This window comes from Flavobacterium ginsenosidimutans (assembly GCF_003254625.1).
In the GTDB taxonomy this organism is placed as follows: Bacteria; Bacteroidota; Bacteroidia; order Flavobacteriales; family Flavobacteriaceae; genus Flavobacterium; species Flavobacterium ginsenosidimutans.
Genome location: NZ_QJRJ01000072.1, coordinates 24,300 through 42,275, shown reverse-complemented (window position 1 = coordinate 42,275; position 17,976 = coordinate 24,300). Strand labels below are relative to the sequence as shown.

Genomic DNA, 17,976 nt, shown 5'->3' with positions numbered 1-17,976 from the left:
GTATTAAATACCAAAAACGATGCCGTCTGAATTGCAAAAAAAATTGGATTACGTAAATGCATATAGAGAAAACCGTCTAAAAGCTGCGCAAGATGTTCTAGAAAACCCCTCGCTTTTTAGTGAATTGGTTTCGATTTGCTTTTCGCCCGAAGACAAAAATAATCATAAAGCCTGCTGGATTTTAGAATTTGTTTCGTACGAAGAATTGCTTTGGCTTCAGCCTCATCTTGATTTTTTCTGTTTGAATCTTAAAATTTTAAAAGATGAAAGTTCCATGCGTCCCATTGCAAAAGTGACACAGCTTTTGGTAAAATCGCATTATAAGAAAAATGAAAACGGAATTCAGCTTTCTGAAAAAAATCTTCAAGATTGCATCGAAGCTTCTTTTGATTGGCTAATCAATGACACCAAAGTCGCTACAAAAGCTTATTCGATCAGAACTTTATATATTCTAGGAAATTATTACGACTGGATTCATCCCGAACTAAAAGTGATAATTGATAAAGATTTCGGAAACCATTCGGCAGCCTACAAAGCCGTTGCTAAAGAAGTTTTGAAGAAAATAAAATAACTTTTTGTTTATAGCCACGAATTCACGAATTATTTTTTCGCATAGATTTTATAAAAATTCGTGAATTCGTGGCTAACAAAAAGTAGAAAATCATTTTAATCCTTTTAATCTGTGGCAAAAATTAAAAAAATATAATTCGTGAATTCGTGGCGAAAAAAACTAAATTTTGGCTAAAAAAAGATTAAAAAGTATCTTTGCAAAAACACAACACAAAATGAATTATTTTTCTTCTGATTTTAAATTAGGAATATTAGGTGGCGGACAATTAGGTAAAATGCTTTTGTTCGACACCAGAAAATTTGATATACAAACTTACGTTCTGGATCCAAGCGACGAAGCGCCAAGTAAAATTGCCTGCAATAAATTCTTTCAAGGTGATTTAATGGATTATGAAACGGTCTACAACTTCGGGAAACAAGTCGATGTTTTGACTTTCGAAATCGAATTGGTAAACCTTGAAGCTTTAACGCAATTAGAAAACGAAGGCCTAAAAGTATATCCATCTCCAAAAACCTTAAAAGGAATTCAGAATAAAGGAACTCAAAAAGATTTTTACGCCAAAAATAATATCCCAACTGCACCATTTCAAAGATTTGAAAATTTAGATCAACTAAAATCTAAAATCAGCGATTTACAATTACCGTTTGTATGGAAATGCACTGAATTTGGTTATGATGGAAATGGTGTAAAAATAGTTCGCCAAATTTCAGATTTAGATACGTTGCCAAATGTAGAATGTATTGCAGAAACTATGGTTCCGTTCAAAAATGAATTGGCGGTAATTGTGGTCAGAAATCCATCGGGCGAAATGAAAACCTATCCGGTTGTAGAAATGGAATTTCACCCAGAAGCGAATCAAGTTGAATATGTAATCTGTCCAGCAAGAATCGATGATAAAGTAGCTGAAAAAGCAAGAGCTGTTGCTTTACAAGTTTCAGAGAATTTTAATCATGTTGGACTTTTAGCAGTTGAAATGTTCCAAACTCAAGACGATGAAATTTTGGTAAACGAAGTTGCTCCTCGCCCACACAATTCTGGTCATTATTCAATCGAAGCAAGTTATACATCACAATTCGAAAATCATTTACGCGCTATTTTAGATCTTCCGTTAGGAAACACAGACAGCAAAGTTGCCGGAATTATGGTAAATTTAGTTGGTGCTGAAGGTCATTCTGGAAATGTAGTGTATGAAAACATCGAAACCATTTTAGGATGGGACGGTGTTACGCCACATATTTACGGTAAAAAACAAACACGCCCGTTCAGAAAGATGGGGCACGTAACCATCGTAAACGAGAACATGTCCGAAGCCAGAAGAATTGCACAGGAAGTTAAGGAAACTATTAAAGTGATCAGTGGTCAGTAATTTTTAGTATTCAGTCGCAGTTTGCACTAACAGTTCACAACTTAAAACAAAATAAACAGCTTTCAGTCTCAACAAACTTGAAACCTGAAACCTGAAACAAAACAAACAAAAACACTCATGAGCAAAGTAGCTATTATAATGGGAAGCATCTCAGACATGCCAGTTATGCAGGATGCAATCGACATATTAAAACAATTTAATGTAGAAGTTGAAGTAGATATCGTTTCGGCACACAGAACGCCAGAGAAATTATTCGATTTCAGTAAAAATGCACATACTCGCGGAATTTCAGTAATTATTGCTGGTGCAGGCGGTGCAGCACATTTACCTGGAATGGTAGCTTCTATGTCTCCACTTCCAGTAATTGGAGTTCCTGTAAAATCTAGTAATTCTATTGATGGCTGGGATTCTGTTTTATCAATTTTGCAAATGCCAGGCGGCGTTCCTGTTGCTACTGTCGCCTTAAACGGAGCAAAAAATGCTGGGATCTTAGCAGCACAAATCATCGGAAGCCACGACAAAAAAGTTTTAGATACTATTATTTCTTATAAAGAAGAATTGAAAGCTGCGGTTAATAAAGCGGCTGAAAGCTTAAAATAGTATTCAGTCTCAGTTTTCAGTCTCAGTCAAAAACTGAAAACTGAAACTGAGACTGCGACTGCGACTGAAAACTAAAAAAACAACTCTTTAGTCTCATTTCATACTGAAAACTGAGACTGAGACTGAAAACTAAAAAAATGAGCGTATTAACACAATATTTCAATACCAAACATAACACCGCGCCTTTTTCGCAAATTAAAATCGAAGATTATGTTCCTGCTTTCAACGAAGGAATTGCTTTGGCTAAAGCCGAAATTGATGCAATTGTAAATAATTCAGATGCACCTACTTTTGAAAATACGATTGTGGCAATGGATTATTCTGGTGATATTTTAGATCGTCTTTCGAGTATTTTCTTCAATTTGAATTCGGCAGAAACGAATGACGAAATGCAGAAAATTGCTCAGGAAGTTTCACCTTTGCTTTCAGAATTTGGAAATGACATTCGTTTAAACGCTGATTTATTTGCAAAAGTAAAAGCCGTTTACGATCAAAAAGAAAGTTTGAACCTCAACCCAGAGCAAACGACTTTATTAGATAAAAAATACAAAAGCTTTTCAAGAAACGGAGCCAATTTACCAGAAGACAAAAAAAATCAATTAAGAGAAATCGACAAAGAATTATCGAAATTGAGTTTACAGTTTGGTGAAAATGTTTTGGCAGAAACTAACAACTTCGAATTGCATTTAACTGATGAAAAAGATTTGTCTGGTTTACCAGAAGGCACGATTGAAGCGGCAAGATTATTAGCCAAAAATCAAGAAAAAGAAGGTTGGATTTTTACTTTAGATCATCCAAGTTACGTTCCGTTTTTGACTTATGCAGATAATCGCGAACTACGTAAAAAAATGGCAATTGCTTTTGGAGCAAAAGCATTTCAAAATAACGAATTCAACAATGAAGAAAACGTTCTGAAAATTGCTAAACTTCGCCATGAAAGAGCCAATTTATTAGGCTATAAAACGCATGCTCATTTTGTTTTGGAGGAAAGAATGGCCGAAAGTCCAGAGAAAGTTTTTTCTTTCTTGAATGGTTTATTAGCAAAAGCGAAACCAGCGGCTCAAAAAGAATTTGCTGAATTAACTGCTTTCGCAAAAGAATTAGACGGAATCGAACAACTTGAGAAATGGGACGGTGCTTATTATTCTGAAAAATTAAAACAACAGCTTTTTAACTTAGATGATGAAAAGCTGAAACCTTATTTTCAGTTAGAAAAAGTATTGGATGGCGCTTTCACAGTTGCCAAAAAATTATACGGTTTAACTTTTACGGAAGTTTTTGATATCGATAAATACCACGAAGAAGTTACAACTTACGAAGTAAAAGACGCTGACGGAAATTTAGTTTCGATTTTCTACGCTGATTTCTTCCCAAGAAAAGGAAAAAGAAACGGTGCTTGGATGACTTCATTTAAATCACAATATGTAAAAGACGGCGTAAACGAAAGACCGCACATTTCGAACGTTTGCAATTTTACAAAACCAACAGAAACAAAACCTTCATTATTGACTTTTAATGAAGTAACGACTTTATTCCACGAATTCGGACACGGATTACACGGAATGTTGGCTGATACAGTTTACCCAAGTTTATCAGGAACTTCTGTTTATTGGGATTTTGTAGAATTACCAAGTCAGATTATGGAAAACTGGTGTTACGAACCTGAAGCTTTGGCTTTGTTTGCGAATCATTATGAAACGGGAGAAATTATTCCGATTGAGTATGTTCAGAAAATTAAAGAAAGTGCAAGTTTCCAAGAAGGTTTGGCAACATTGCGTCAGTTAAGTTTTGGATTATTAGATATGGCTTGGCACGGACAAGATCCAACTTCTATTACCGATTTAAAAGCTTTCGAAACGGAACAATTTGCTAATACACAATTATATCCCGATGTAAAAGAAAATGCGATGAGTACGGCATTTTCACATATTTTCCAAGGCGGATATTCTTCTGGATATTACAGCTACAAATGGGCTGAAGTTCTAGATGCTGATGCTTTTGAATATTTCCACGAAAACGGAATTTTCAATGAAGAAATTGCAAAAAAATTCAAAGATAATGTTCTTTCAAAAGGAGGAACTGAACATCCTATGACTTTGTATAAACGTTTCAGAGGACAAGAACCAAAACCTGAGGCTTTGTTGAAAAGAGCGGGACTTCTTTAATTTTAGATTTCTGATTTTAGATTTTAGATTAAATTCTAATTGCTATAATTTTAGATTAAACCGAAGCATTTCTGCTTCGGTTTTTTATTTGGTTTTACTTTAACTATCTTCGCCTTTTAAATCTTAATCTTACAAATACAAGCCGTGAAAAAATATTTTAAAATCTTTGTTTACCTAATAATTATTGGACTACTCGCAATTGTTTCTATAAATTATTATGTAACATCTTCGACTAAAACCAAAATTTATTATTCGGCTAAAAAATTCCCTAAGAATGATGTCGGAATTATTTTTGGTGCGGGAATTAACGGTAATCAGCCAAGCAAATATTTAAAGGACCGACTTGATGCAGGAATTATGCTTTGGAAAGCAAAACGAATCAATAAAATTTTGCTTTCTGGTGATAATGGCCGTGAAGAATATGATGAATTAACGGTAATGAAAAATTATTGTTTCAATCATGGCGTTGATACTACAAAGATTTTTATTGATTATGCAGGTTTCGATACGTATTCGACAATGTATCGCGCGAAGCATATTTTCAAAATAAAGAGAGCGACTTTAATTTCTCAAGAATATCATTTAAATCGTGCGATTTACATCGGAAATAAATTGGGAATAAAATCAGCTGGTTATTCTGCTAATCAAGGGGAATATTTAGGTTACAATTATGTTCGTTTTAGAGAATGTCTTTCAAGATGTAAATCATTTTTTGATGTTTTACGAAATCGTGAACCTCGTTTTTTAGGTGGAGAAATTAATATTAATGGAGAATCGAATTATTCGAAAGAAGATAAACGATAAATAAAAATATTGTGTCGCTCCGCTAGAGCTTTTGATATTTGAAACCTTATTTTCTATAAATATTATGCTCCGCTGGAGCAATTAAAAAAATGGGCTGAATCATTTCTGAAACAGCCCATTTTTTTTAATAAACAATTTAAAGTTAGAAATCTTCTTTCTTTTCTCTTTATTCTATTTTATTTATTCTTTCTCCAAAACTCTCTTAGCTAATTTCCCAACAGTCAATCCTTGCACTACAATTGAAAACAGCACAACAATATAAGTAACTTCAAGCAGCAAGTTTTTATATTCTCCTTCGGGCATAGAAAGTACAAGTGCGATTGAAACTCCACCACGAATTCCTCCCCAAACTAAAACCATCAAAGATCCTTTATTGTAAGCCGATTTTATTCCGAAGAACTTAAAGATGTCAAAGAATTTCCACGGCAAAACTATAGAGGTAAGTCTTGAAAAAAGAACGATAAAAATAGCTACAAAACCAGTAAGTAATTGTTTGTTTAAATCTGGCAATAACAACAATTCGAAACCAATAAAAAGGAATAAAACTGCATTTAAGATTTCATCGATGAGTTCCCAGAATTTACCTAAATAATCTTTTGTCACTTCGCTCATCGCGACTTTTTTGCCATAATTCCCAATAATCAATCCAGCAACAACCATTGCAAGCGGACTAGAAACGTGTAAACTTTGAGCCACTAAAAATCCTCCTGTTACAATCGAAAGCGTTATTAAAACAGAAACTTTATAATCGTCGATTTTCTTCATGACTTTTGATGCTGTAAATCCAAAAACAGCTCCTAATAAAAGTCCGCCGATTCCTTCTTTTGCAAAAAGCCACGCGATCGAACTAAAACTTACATCAAAAGTTGGATCGGTTGCCATTTTCAAAACAACAGCAAACATTACTACGGCTACTCCATCATTAAATAGCGATTCACCAACAATTTTGGTTTCTATTCTTTTTGGGACTTTAGCTTCTTTTAAAACTCCCAAAACCACAATTGGATCTGTTGGAGAAATCAAGGTTCCGAAAACTAAACAAAATATATACGGAATATGGATTCCTAAAAGCGGTGCGATATAATATAACAGCATCGAAATAATTAAAGCAGATAATACAACGCTTACCGTAGAATAAATCATAATTGGCACTTTTTGTTCTTTCAAATCGGCCATATTTACGTGTAACGCACCTGCGAATAAAAGAAAGTTCAACATTGCTCCCATTAGGATTTCATTGAAATCAAATTCTTTTATTAAATCAAAAAAATGTTTGGTAGTTGCAGGAAAATAAGAATCTCCCAAAAGACGAATTCCAACCGAAACTAGCATCGCAATAATCATGATTCCGATCGTTCCTGGAAGTTTTAAAAATCTTAAATTCAAATAGGCGAAGAAAGAAGCCAGCACGATAAGTACTGAAAAAGTGTAGTATAATTCCATAAAAAGTGATTTTTACAAAAATATCTTTCTCCTTATTTAATCGAAAATTTCAAGGGTTGAATTAACATAACTTTATAATTCTTAAAATCCCTAAAAATTTATTCTGGATATATTTTTTAATCTCGAAATTATACCTCAACTCACTAAAATAGTGCTAAGGAATGTTCTGGCTGGAATTTTAGTTCCCCAAGGTTGATTATTAGAACTCCATCCTAAATTAATATCATAAGATACTGTTCTTAAATTATCATTGCTTCCGCTAAAATCAATTAAAAGTCCTTGATTTTCTGATAAAGAAATTACGGTGTTATTTTGAATATTTTTGTTGCTAAACATTACAAACATCTTATTCACAGGAGCGACAGAAATCGTGTTTCCACCATATAAAGTAAAAGCACAAGTGCCGTAATATTGATCATCATCACTGCTGTAAACACAGATACCTGTAGAATAAGAATCAGTAGAATTGTTTTGAATTAACACATTTGGAGAAGTATTATTTGTATCAATTGTGATTTTGCCATAATCTTCGATAAGCATTCGTTGATTTAATTCTATTTTGTCATTAGAACCTGATACGCTTTTTTTAACCGTAAATCTAGCAGATTGTTTAGGTATTGACTTTTGTGGCTGTGGAATGTAGATCACAGCATTATCTGAAATGGGACTGGTTGACAAATAAGCCGAAAGATCAAATTCCCATTCAATCAGTATCGATTTTAAAAAATTCTTAGTAAAGGTATTCCAACATAAAGGAAAACATGACAAAGCATTATCAGATTTAGAAGCAAGAAAACAGCATAAAGTAAAATTTCCTTGATTTAATTTCTCAACAGTTTCTTGTGACAAATTTATAGTTAATGAACTTTTCATTTCCTTTATTTAAGTTAATATCGTTTTTAAATATTAAAAGAATTACTCCTCACCAAAAATTGATGAAGAGTAATTCAAATTCCCTCAAATTATACAGCAAATTTTTCGCTGATTGATTTTTCCAACTTATTAGTATTCTCAATCAATAACTTTTTCAAGTCAGTAAATGCATCAAAGTTTTTCAACCACGTTCCTCCTCCAGCGCTCCATCCTGCGTTTACAGAATAAGAAGTTTCTCTAGAAGTAACACCTGTTAGATTAATAAATGCACCAGCAGACATTGCTTTAGTAATTACAGTTGCTGTTATTACTTGTTCTGTAGAAAAAATCAATGCAATTTTTGTTATTGGAGTGATTACTCTAGCAGAGCCAGCTCCTAAAATAGGAAATGCACATAAAATGTTAGATTGCCCATTTACCAACTGATTGATTCCCACTGTAAACTGTTGCGTATCGTTATTAAGAAAACTTACTGCACCGTCAATACCATCTGAACTAGACTCTAAATTGCCAGATCCTAGTTCAATAGTTACGCGCTGTCCTAAGTCTGTATCGATAGTATTACTTGCTTCGATAACTGTTTTTGGAAGAATTGTAGTAGTCGAATTGTATGCTTGAAATTCTTCTTCCCAAGTAATTACTGTTTTTCCTAGTAATTTTTCAGCTGGAAGATTGAACCAAACTGTAGGAGATCCATCTCCTGAAGCAGCTACAGATTTAAATCCGTATAAAGAATATCCTTGAGATTTTAAAATTTTTACATCTTCTGGACTAATGTTGATTGTGGTTTTAAAAGTTGCCATAATATATATTTTTTGATTTGTTTGTTCCTACTCGTAAGCTTTTCGGTTTTCGCTCTGTATTATTTTCTGAATACAGACAATTCGTTTTTTAAGTGGTACTCCACTATTAATTACAATACAAATGTTGCAGTGTTTCCTGCTTTTGCAGTACAAGTACGACCTCTCATGTTTGTACCATCATCAAACCCTACTTGATAATCGTTACCAACAACAATTAAATTTGCTGGATCAAGATTGGTTACTCTCAAATTTTGAGCTCCAATAGGATCATTGCTATTTGCAGTTGCTACTGGTCTTGTGCCTGCTTCATTTTTAATTAATAAATCACTCATAACTTTAGATTTTTACGTTAGACAATAATTGTGAGGCTATCTTATTTCTACTATAAAACCTCAAATTGCGGTTTAGTTTTCTAAGAATTAACAATCGAGCAGATAATCTGTGTCAAGCAACTGTACTTTTTTTGATTACTGAGATAAAAATCTCATTTACATTCTTGAATCAGATTATATTTTCAGTGTTAATGCTTTTCTCATTTCCTGATCTGCAGTATCAGTTTTCGAGTTTTCAAATTCAAATCGTTCAATTAACAAGTCAATGATTTGTATGATTTTACCATTTGAGTTTTTTTAATGTTATGAAGAATAGTTTTGCGAACTATTTTCATTTCAAAATTATATCTTGTTTAAAGCTATTTTTTACAATATGTCATGAAACGGAAATATTTGGTTATGAAATAGATAAACCATGTTACAAGATATTTTTTAGGAACAGAAACAACAATTCCAAAACAAACTTTCAATTATTTTTGAAAGTTTAAAAACTTTTACATACATTTGTTTCATGGAATTCAAAGAAGCAAAAAATAAATTCGTTCAAACTTGGGGAGCATTAGGTTCTCAATGGGGCATTAATAAAACTATGGCGCAAATTCATGCTTTATTAATGATTTCGAATGAGCCTGTTTCTATGGAAGACATTATGGAAGAATTACAAATTTCCCGCGGAAACGCAAGCATGAACCTAAGAGCTTTAATGGATTGGGGAATTGTTTATAAAGAATTTAAAGCCGGAGAAAGAAAAGAATTCTTTACGGCAGAAAAAGATTTAGACGAATTGGCTGTAAAAATTTCCAGAGAAAGAAGTAAAAGAGAAATTAAACCGGCTCTTAAAATCTTAAAAGAAGTTTCGACAATTGAAGCCAATGAATCTGCAGAAGAAAAACACTTTGTTGATCAGACTTCCAAATTATACGATTTCGTTTTAAAAGCAGATAATATGTTAGATAAAATGACTGAATTCAATGAAAACTGGTTAGGGAAATTGGTTATAAAAATGATGAAATAAAAAAATTTTAATTAAAACTTTCAATTTTTTCTGAAAGTTTAAAACTTTAAAAAACAATTATCATGGATTTCTTAAAAGCAGAATGGAAAAACTTAGCACTTTTCAATTATGAAATTGATGCTGAAATTTTAGAAAAACACATTCCCGCAGGAACTCAGATTGATATTTGGAACAACAAATGTTATGTAAGCTTGGTTGGATTTATGTTTAAAAACACCAAAGTTTTAGGATTGAAAGTTCCATTTCATATCAATTTTGAAGAAGTCAATCTGCGATTTTATGTGAAGCGTTTTGAAAATGGCGAATGGAAACGCGGTGTAGTTTTCATTAAAGAAATTGTTCCTAAAAAAGCCATCACTTTTATTGCGAATACTTTGTATCAGGAACATTATGGAACTCAGAAAATGAAACATGAAATAATTGAAAACGAAAGCACCAATACTTTTATTTATCAATGGAAGAATGGCAAAGAATGGAACACAATTGAAATTGAAACTGAAAAAGATTTAAGCAAAATCGAGATTGACTCTGAAGCTGAATTCATTACTGAACATTATTTTGGATATACTAAAATTGACAAAGAAACCACTTTTGAATATGAAGTTACACATCCAAGATGGGAACATTTTGAGGTTGTAAATCATCGAATTGATATTGATTTCGAAAAAAATTATGGAAGCGATTTTCGATTCCTTCAAACTAAAAAACCAACTTCAGTTTTCTTGGCAAAAGGCTCAAACATTACAGTTAAAAACAAAAGAAAAATAGAGTTGATTCCCGTCGAAGAAACATTATACGCATAAAACTATTCATCTTTAAAACCAAAAATCATGAAAACGCTCGAAAATCAAACTTTGCTTTATGATGAAGATTGCCCACTTTGCAATTTATATACTACTGGATTTGTAAAAAGCGGTATGTTGGACCAAAACGGAAGAAAATCTTATTGTCAGTTATCTGAGGAAGAGCAGAATTTTGTGGATCTAAAACGTGCTCCAAACGAAATTGCTTTAGTAGATAATAAAAACAAAACGGTAACTTACGGAATCGATAGTTTAATAAAAGTTATTGGTTTTTCTTTCCCCTTAATTGAAAAAGTTGCAACCATAAAACCGATTTATTACATTTTAAAAAAGCTGTATTCTTTTGTTTCTTATAATCGAAAAGTAATTATTCCAGGAAATGTAAAAGAGGAAAACAAATTGCAATGCATTCCCGATTTCAATTATAAATACCGTTTTTTATTCATCGGATTTGCTTTGACTATAACAACTTTCGTTTTATTTGGATATTCTAATTTGATCTTGAATTTTCCGAAAAGCACAATTGCAAGAGAGCTTATTTTAGCTTTTGGACAAATTGTTTTTCAGAGTTTATTTCTTTTCAAATTTGATAAACAAACCATACTCAATTATGCTGGAAATTTAATGACGGTTTCTTTGATGGGAAGTTTAATTTTGACGCCGATTTTAATTTTGAGTCAGATTGTTCAGCTTCCGCAGATGATAATTTTAGGCTGGTTTGGAGTAACGGTTTTGATTATGTTTTTGGAACATTTTAGAAGAATTAAAATTCTTAAACTTCCATTTTACCTATCTTTCACTTGGATTCTTTATCGAATTGTTGCCTTATTTTTTATTCTTAATTAATCTTTCGGAAACCTGAAGGGTTTTAAAAACCCTTCAGGTTTAACGCAAAAAACATAAACATGGCTAAACTTATTATAGCAGCAGGAACCGGTTTTCTAGGACAAGTTTTAGTAAATCATTTCAAAAATAAATTTGATGAAATTGTTATTCTAACACGCGGAAAATCTCAAACCGTAGACGGAATTAAATATGTAAACTGGAATGCTAAAACTTTTTCTGGATGGGAAAAGGAATTGGAAAATGCCACGGTCTTAATTAATCTCGCAGGAAAATCTGTTGATTGCCGTTATACCAAAGAAAACAAAAAAGAAATTCTTTGGTCTAGAATTGAAAGCACTAAAATTCTAAATAAAGCGATTTTAAATTGCCAAAATCCACCAAAACATTGGCTGAATTCATCTACGGCAACTATTTATCGTTTTTCTTTAGACAAACAAATGGATGAAGTTGATGGCGAAATTGGAAATGACTTTTCAATAAATGTCGCTTTGTCTTGGGAAAAAGCTTTTTTTAAAACTGAAACGCCAAGAACTTTAAAAACGGCTTTGCGAACTTCGATTGTTTTGGGAAAAAATGGCGGCGCATTAATTCCGTTAAAAACTTTGGCAAAAATTGGTTTTGGAGGAAAACAAGGAAAAGGAAATCAGTTTGTAAGTTGGATTCATGAAGAAGATTTCGCAAATGCAGTTGATTTTATTATTGAGAAAGAAATGACAGGCGTTATTAATGTCGTTTCACCAGAACCAATTCGAAATGAATCATTCATGCAAAAACTTAGAAAAGCAGTTGGTTTTCCTTTCGGAATTCCACTGAATAAATTCTTTCTTGAAATTGGTTCTTTTTTCATTCGCACAGAAACCGAATTGGTTCTGAAAAGCAGAAATGTAATTCCGAAACACCTTTTAGAAAATGGGTTTCAATTTAAGTTTGGGGATATTGATGATGCTTTTAAAGATTTAATTTAACCATTATTTGTCATTTCGACGAAGGAGAAATCACAAAAGAAACTCCACAATCAAAATCGCCAATCTTTGCCGAATTCCGCGTGTGATTTCTCCTTCGTCGAAATGACAAGATTGCTCAAAAAAAATGTAAATCAATGACCACAATAAACCTTACAACGAAAATAAACGCCTCAAAACAAATCGTTTTTGATGCCTCAAGAAGCATCGATATTCACCAGCAATCGGCAAGTCCTTCAAAAGAAAAAGCGATTGCTGGAATAACTTCTGGTTTAATTAATTTAAACGAAACGGTAACTTGGCGCGGCAAACATTTTGGATTTTATCTGACTCATAAAAGCCGAATTACTGCAATGAATCTCTATGATTATTTTGTAGATGAAATGGAAAAAGGCAAATTCAAATTTTTCAAACATGAACATTTGTTTGAAGAAGAAAATGGAATTACAATCATGAAAGACAAATTACAATATGAAACTCCGTTTGGGATATTCGGTGAACTTTTTGATATTTTGTTTTTGGAAAAGCATCTTACTAATTTTCTTTTGGAAAGAAATAAGGTTTTAAAAGCCGTTTCGGAAAACAATAATTGATAGTTCTTTTGAATTTATTTCGCGCAGATTCCGCAGATTTGAGCAGATTTCAAAAAAATAGTTTCAATTTAATTGCTTCCCGCTTTAGCTGGAGGAGAAATGGAATAGAATTTTGCTGGCTTTAGCCAAAAGACAAAGTTTGGCTAAAGCCCTAATTGGAGACTTTTTTTAACCTCCAGCTAAAGCGGGAGGCAATTCAAAAACAAATTCAATTAATTTTTTTCAAATTCTGATTTTAAACATAGCCCGCGGTTTCAACCGCGGGAAACTTTGCGTAAGAAACCGTCTTAATAGTCAAAACCATATACAATGTTCTAAATATATTATAAAAATGAGTTTTCTCGTTTTACGTTTTGCGTGAGGGATAGAAGCGGAAAGCCCACAGCCTGACGAAGGAAGTGCGAGGACTTTTAGCGGATAGCCCGGCCCGGAGGGACACGCCCAAATTATTGAAATTCATTTTTATTTGAGAATATCTTATTTAAATTATATTTGCAATTTAAATAAGAAAATACATCAAATAAATGATATTGCACAAAATTTAAATTATCGAGAACATTTGCTACACTGAACTTGTTTACGGCAGAATAAATAAAAAACTGAAAACAAACTTTACAAAATCTGAAATTGAAAAGATGATTTTGAAAATTTTGAATGATACTGAAGAAAAATATTATCAGAAGATTGGAAAAAACTTCTATGTTTCAAACAGTGAGAACAATATTAAAATTACTGTAAATTCGAATACTTACAGAGTTATTACTGCAGACAGAATTAAAAACAAATCATAAAAAAACAATCATCAGCCACCAAAAAATCGGAACACTTTCGACCCAAAAAGAAGTGTAATATTTAGAACGATGGGGATTGGCGAAAAAAATAAACAGCATTAGCATCACCACCATTATCAAATTTATAATCGCGTCATGAATGTTAAATGTTGAAATAAAAACCTCCAGAAACCAAAACGGAATCAATAATAAAAATCCTAAAAGTTTGGTTTTCTTTACTCCGATTGTCTGCGGAACAGTTTGCAAATGCGGATCGTCATTGGCTAAATCTAAAATTTCGAAAACCAAAATCAAGACAAAAACCAATACAAATCTTTGAATGCATTTAATAAAGAAATCTATAGTAAACGGAATTTCGGCATTTATTAAAGGCAGAACTAAAGTTGCTCCAACCCAACAAAGAGCGACAATATAGATTTTTACTCCCGCCCAGTTTCTGGCATTTCTTCTATTTGGAAAAAAAGGTAAGGTATAAAGTGCCGTTATGGCAAAAATTCCAACGGAGACTATTTGTGTTATTCTTTTTAAATGAAAAAAATAATAACCAACTAAAATCACCGAAATAAAACTCAAAACAGCAATAATTTTTAGTTGAGTTCCAATCGGATTTTTCTTTACGCGAACAAGCGCATCATATTTTACGAAATTATATCCTACAATTGTTCCGAAAAAAACAAAAAGTGCCATCGGATCATCATACTGAATATGAAATACATGAAAAGTAATTCGGACCAAAGCATAACACGATAAAGCCACGTGAATACTGCTATTTAAATAAAAATCGAAAATTTGTTTTAGAAGTTTCATAGCTCAAATCTAATCAATTAGTAACAAATCAACTCTTTAGTTATAAATTTGATAAAAATTGAAGTTAAAAATACCTATTAAATTATTAATAATACTTAATTTTGCGCCACAAAAAACAACACATTTACTTTTAAATGTTATTCGCGCCCTATAATCGTGCAGAATCACATTATTTAAAACATTAGATAGCTACATGAAAACAGATGCTTTTGCTTTAAGACACATTGGTCCAAGAGAAACTGATCTTCAGCACATGCTGAAAACTATTGGAGTTGATTCGATTGAACAACTTGTTTATGAAACCCTTCCGGACGATATTCGTTTAAAAGCGCCTTTGAATTTAGATCCTGCAATGACAGAGTACGAATTTGCAAATCACATTCGCGAATTAGGGAAGAAAAACAAAACATTTAAATCATACATTGGTTTGGGTTATCACCCAACTATCGTTCCGGCTCCAATTCAGAGAAATATTTTTGAAAACCCAGGATGGTATACAGCTTACACGCCTTACCAAGCAGAAATTGCGCAAGGTCGTTTAGAAGCGATTTTAAATTTCCAGACTATGGTTATTGAATTAACTGGAATGGAAATTGCCAATGCATCTTTATTAGATGAAGGTACTGCAGCTGCTGAAGCTATGGCGTTATTATTTGACGTTCGTACAAGAGATCAAAAGAAAAACAATACACATAAATTCTTCGTTTCTGAAGAAATTTTACCTCAAACTTTATCTGTACTTCAAACGCGTTCGACTCCAATTGGAATTGAATTAGTGGTTGGAAACCACGAAACTTTTGATTTTTCAAATGAGTTTTTTGGAGCTATTTTACAATACCCAGGAAAATACGGTCAGGTAAACGATTACAGCGCTTTTGTTGCTAAAGCAAAAGAAAATGAAATCAAAGTTGCCTTCGCTGCTGATATTTTATCACTTGCTGCTTTAACTTCTCCGGGAGAAATGGGAGCTGCAGTAGTGGTTGGAACTTCGCAACGTTTTGGTGTACCAATGGGTTATGGTGGTCCTCATGCTGCATTTTTTGCAACTAAAGACGAATACAAACGATCTATGCCAGGTCGTATCATCGGAGTTTCGATTGATGTAAACGGAAACCGTGCTTTACGTATGGCGTTAGGAACTCGCGAACAACACATTAAACGTGAAAAAGCAACTTCAAACATCTGTACTGCTCAAGTTTTATTAGCAGTTATGGCTGGAATGTATGCAGTTTACCACGGACCAGAAGGTTTAAAATACATTGCAAACAAAGTTCACGCATCGGCAGTTACTACTGCTGAAGCTTTGAATAAATTAGGCGTTTTCCAAACTAACACGGCTTACTTTGACACGATTTTAGTAAAAGCTGATGCTCAAAAAGTAAAAGCAGTTGCTGAGAAAAACAAAGTAAACTTCTTCTATCCTGATGCTGACTCTGTTTCCATTTCATTAAACGAAACAACTTCAGTTGCTGACATCAACCAAATCGTTGCGATTTTTGCTGAGGCTTTAGGAAAAGAAACTTTCACAGTTTCTGAATTAACTTCTGCAAGTCAATTGCCTACTTCATTAGAAAGAACTTCTGCTTTCTTAACGCATGATGTTTTCAACAATCATCATTCAGAAAGTCAGTTAATGCGTTACATCAAAAAATTAGAGCGTAAAGATTTATCATTGAATCATTCGATGATTTCATTAGGTTCTTGTACAATGAAATTAAACGCGGCTTCAGAAATGTTGCCTTTATCAATGCCAAACTGGAACAGCATTCACCCTTTTGCGCCAGTTGAACAAGCTGAAGGTTACATCACAATGCTTAAAAAATTAGAGCAACAATTAAATGTAATTACCGGTTTTGCTGGAACAACATTACAGCCAAACTCTGGAGCGCAAGGAGAATATGCTGGTTTAATGGCAATTCGTGCTTACCATTTATCAAGAAACGAAGGTCACCGTAATGTATGTTTGATTCCTTCATCGGCTCACGGAACAAATCCTGCTTCTGCAGCGATGGCCGGAATGAAAATCATTGTTACTAAAACGACTCCAGAAGGAAATATTGACGTAGAAGATTTAAGAGAAAAAGCGATTGAGCACAAAGATGATTTGTCTTGTTTAATGGTAACATATCCTTCTACTCATGGAGTTTTTGAATCTTCAATTATTGAAATCACAAAATTAATCCACGATAATGGCGGATTAGTATATATGGACGGTGCAAACATGAACGCGCAAGTTGGATTAACAAATCCTGCTACAATTGGTGCTGACGTTTGTCACTTAAACTTACACAAAACATTCGCTATTCCTCACGGTGGCGGTGGACCTGGAGTTGGACCAATCTGTGTGAACGAAAAATTAGTTCCGTTCTTGCCAACAAACCCAATCTTAAAAGTAGGCGGAGAACAAGCTATTACAGCAATTTCATCTGCACCTTACGGATCTGCTTTAGTATGTTTAATCTCTTACGGTTACATCACAATGATGGGAGCTGAAGGATTAAAAAGCGCTACAGAACACGCTATCTTGAATGCTAACTATATGAAATCTCGTTTCGAAGGACACTACCCAATTCTTTATACTGGAGAATGCGGAAGAGCAGCTCACGAAATGATTTTAGATTGCCGTGCATTCAAAGAAAACGGAATCGAAGTTGGTGATATCGCTAAACGTTTAATGGATTATGGTTTCCACGCTCCTACGGTTTCTTTCCCAGTTGCTGGAACTTTAATGATCGAGCCAACTGAATCTGAAGATTTAGCAGAATTAGATCGTTTCTGTGATGCTCTTATCTCAATCAGAAAAGAGATCGAAGCTGCAACTGCTGATGACAAAAACAATGTATTGAAAAATGCACCTCACACATTGGCAATGTTAACTACAGATTCTTGGGATTTCCCTTATACTAGAGAAAAAGCAGCTTATCCATTGGATTACATCGCTGACAATAAATTCTGGCCATCAGTTCGTCGTGTAGATGACGCTTACGGTGACAGAAACTTAGTTTGCAGCTGTGCTCCTATCGAAGCTTATATGGAAAGCTAAAAATTAGCCTCCTAATAAATATCCAAACCCGACAGGTTTTTGAAACTTGTCGGGTTTATTTTTTGTTTCAAGTTTCAGGTTTCAGGTTCTAGCATAACTTGAAACCTGAAATCTGAAACTTTTTTAAACCAAACAACAAAGAAGAAATCTGATTTAAAG

Annotated in this window: 17 protein-coding genes; 12 read left to right on the top strand and 5 right to left on the bottom strand. The window is 33.3% G+C overall.

The window, feature by feature from the left end; genetic code table 11:
- The first annotated feature begins 19 nt into the window (after window positions 1-19).
- The 5 genes from DM444_RS06660 to DM444_RS06640 all read left to right on the top strand — a co-directional run bounded on the left by DM444_RS06660 (window position 20) and on the right by DM444_RS06640 (window position 5,506).
- Entirely contained in the window at window positions 20-571 is a 552-nt protein-coding gene (locus DM444_RS06660) for a hypothetical protein (protein WP_111285021.1), read from the top strand.
- Window positions 572-785: 214 nt separating this feature from the next.
- Entirely contained in the window at window positions 786-1,937 is a 1,152-nt protein-coding gene (locus DM444_RS06655; protein WP_111285020.1) for a 5-(carboxyamino)imidazole ribonucleotide synthase, read from the top strand.
- A gap of 117 nt (window positions 1,938-2,054) precedes the next feature.
- Complete coding sequence (gene purE, locus DM444_RS06650) at window positions 2,055-2,537, top strand: 5-(carboxyamino)imidazole ribonucleotide mutase (RefSeq protein WP_111285019.1); 483 nt, start codon at window positions 2,055-2,057, stop codon at window positions 2,535-2,537.
- 137 nt (window positions 2,538-2,674) lie between these two features.
- Window positions 2,675-4,702, top strand: a complete 2,028-nt coding sequence (locus DM444_RS06645) for a M3 family metallopeptidase (RefSeq protein WP_111285018.1) — start codon at window positions 2,675-2,677, stop codon at window positions 4,700-4,702.
- 144 nt (window positions 4,703-4,846) lie between these two features.
- Complete coding sequence (locus DM444_RS06640) at window positions 4,847-5,506, top strand: SanA/YdcF family protein (protein WP_111285017.1); 660 nt, start codon at window positions 4,847-4,849, stop codon at window positions 5,504-5,506.
- Between the two features lie 180 nt (window positions 5,507-5,686).
- On the opposite strand, the gene DM444_RS06635 is transcribed toward DM444_RS06640, so the two are convergent.
- The 4 genes from DM444_RS06635 to DM444_RS06620 all read right to left on the bottom strand — a co-directional run bounded on the left by DM444_RS06635 (window position 5,687) and on the right by DM444_RS06620 (window position 8,957).
- Complete coding sequence (locus tag DM444_RS06635) at window positions 5,687-6,949, bottom strand: cation:proton antiporter (RefSeq protein ID WP_111285016.1); 1,263 nt, start codon at window positions 6,947-6,949, stop codon at window positions 5,687-5,689.
- A 135-nt stretch (window positions 6,950-7,084) separates the two neighbouring features.
- Window positions 7,085-7,822 carry a hypothetical protein gene (locus DM444_RS06630; protein WP_111285015.1) on the bottom strand — a complete coding sequence of 246 codons (738 nt, stop codon included), beginning with the start codon at window positions 7,820-7,822 and terminating at the stop codon, window positions 7,085-7,087.
- Between the two features lie 89 nt (window positions 7,823-7,911).
- On the bottom strand, window positions 7,912-8,625 hold the full coding sequence (locus DM444_RS06625) for a hypothetical protein (RefSeq protein WP_111285014.1): 714 nt from the start codon (window positions 8,623-8,625) through the stop codon (window positions 7,912-7,914).
- 110 nt (window positions 8,626-8,735) lie between these two features.
- Window positions 8,736-8,957, bottom strand: a complete 222-nt coding sequence (locus DM444_RS06620) for a hypothetical protein (RefSeq protein ID WP_111285013.1) — start codon at window positions 8,955-8,957, stop codon at window positions 8,736-8,738.
- A gap of 511 nt (window positions 8,958-9,468) precedes the next feature.
- Between DM444_RS06620 and DM444_RS06615 the strand changes: the two genes are divergently transcribed.
- The 6 genes from DM444_RS06615 (at window position 9,469) to DM444_RS06590 (ending at window position 13,967) form a co-directional block, all read left to right on the top strand.
- Entirely contained in the window at window positions 9,469-9,972 is a 504-nt protein-coding gene (locus tag DM444_RS06615) for a GbsR/MarR family transcriptional regulator (protein ID WP_111285012.1), read from the top strand.
- 62 nt (window positions 9,973-10,034) lie between these two features.
- Complete coding sequence (locus tag DM444_RS06610) at window positions 10,035-10,775, top strand: YqjF family protein (protein ID WP_111285011.1); 741 nt, start codon at window positions 10,035-10,037, stop codon at window positions 10,773-10,775.
- 27 nt (window positions 10,776-10,802) lie between these two features.
- The gene (locus tag DM444_RS06605; RefSeq protein ID WP_111285010.1) at window positions 10,803-11,621 is read left to right on the top strand and encodes a thiol-disulfide oxidoreductase DCC family protein; all 819 of its coding nucleotides are present in this window, start codon (window positions 10,803-10,805) and stop codon (window positions 11,619-11,621) included.
- A 59-nt stretch (window positions 11,622-11,680) separates the two neighbouring features.
- Window positions 11,681-12,586: a TIGR01777 family oxidoreductase gene (locus DM444_RS06600; protein ID WP_111285009.1), complete on the top strand. Its 906-nt coding sequence runs from the start codon at window positions 11,681-11,683 to the stop codon at window positions 12,584-12,586.
- Between the two features lie 134 nt (window positions 12,587-12,720).
- Window positions 12,721-13,176, top strand: coding sequence for an SRPBCC family protein (locus DM444_RS06595; protein ID WP_111285008.1), 456 nt, complete (start codon window positions 12,721-12,723; stop codon window positions 13,174-13,176).
- Between the two features lie 545 nt (window positions 13,177-13,721).
- Entirely contained in the window at window positions 13,722-13,967 is a 246-nt protein-coding gene (locus DM444_RS06590; RefSeq protein WP_204251668.1) for a DUF3781 domain-containing protein, read from the top strand.
- Here the strand turns inward: DM444_RS06590 and DM444_RS06585 are convergent.
- Window positions 13,962-14,774: a UbiA prenyltransferase family protein gene (locus DM444_RS06585; protein WP_111285007.1), complete on the bottom strand. Its 813-nt coding sequence runs from the start codon at window positions 14,772-14,774 to the stop codon at window positions 13,962-13,964. The two genes, DM444_RS06590 and DM444_RS06585, sit on opposite strands and share 6 nt — an antisense overlap.
- 193 nt (window positions 14,775-14,967) lie before the next feature.
- Between DM444_RS06585 and gcvP the strand changes: the two genes are divergently transcribed.
- The gene (gene gcvP / locus DM444_RS06580; RefSeq protein ID WP_111285006.1) at window positions 14,968-17,817 is read left to right on the top strand and encodes an aminomethyl-transferring glycine dehydrogenase; all 2,850 of its coding nucleotides are present in this window, start codon (window positions 14,968-14,970) and stop codon (window positions 17,815-17,817) included.
- The last annotated feature ends 159 nt before the right edge of the window (window positions 17,818-17,976 follow it).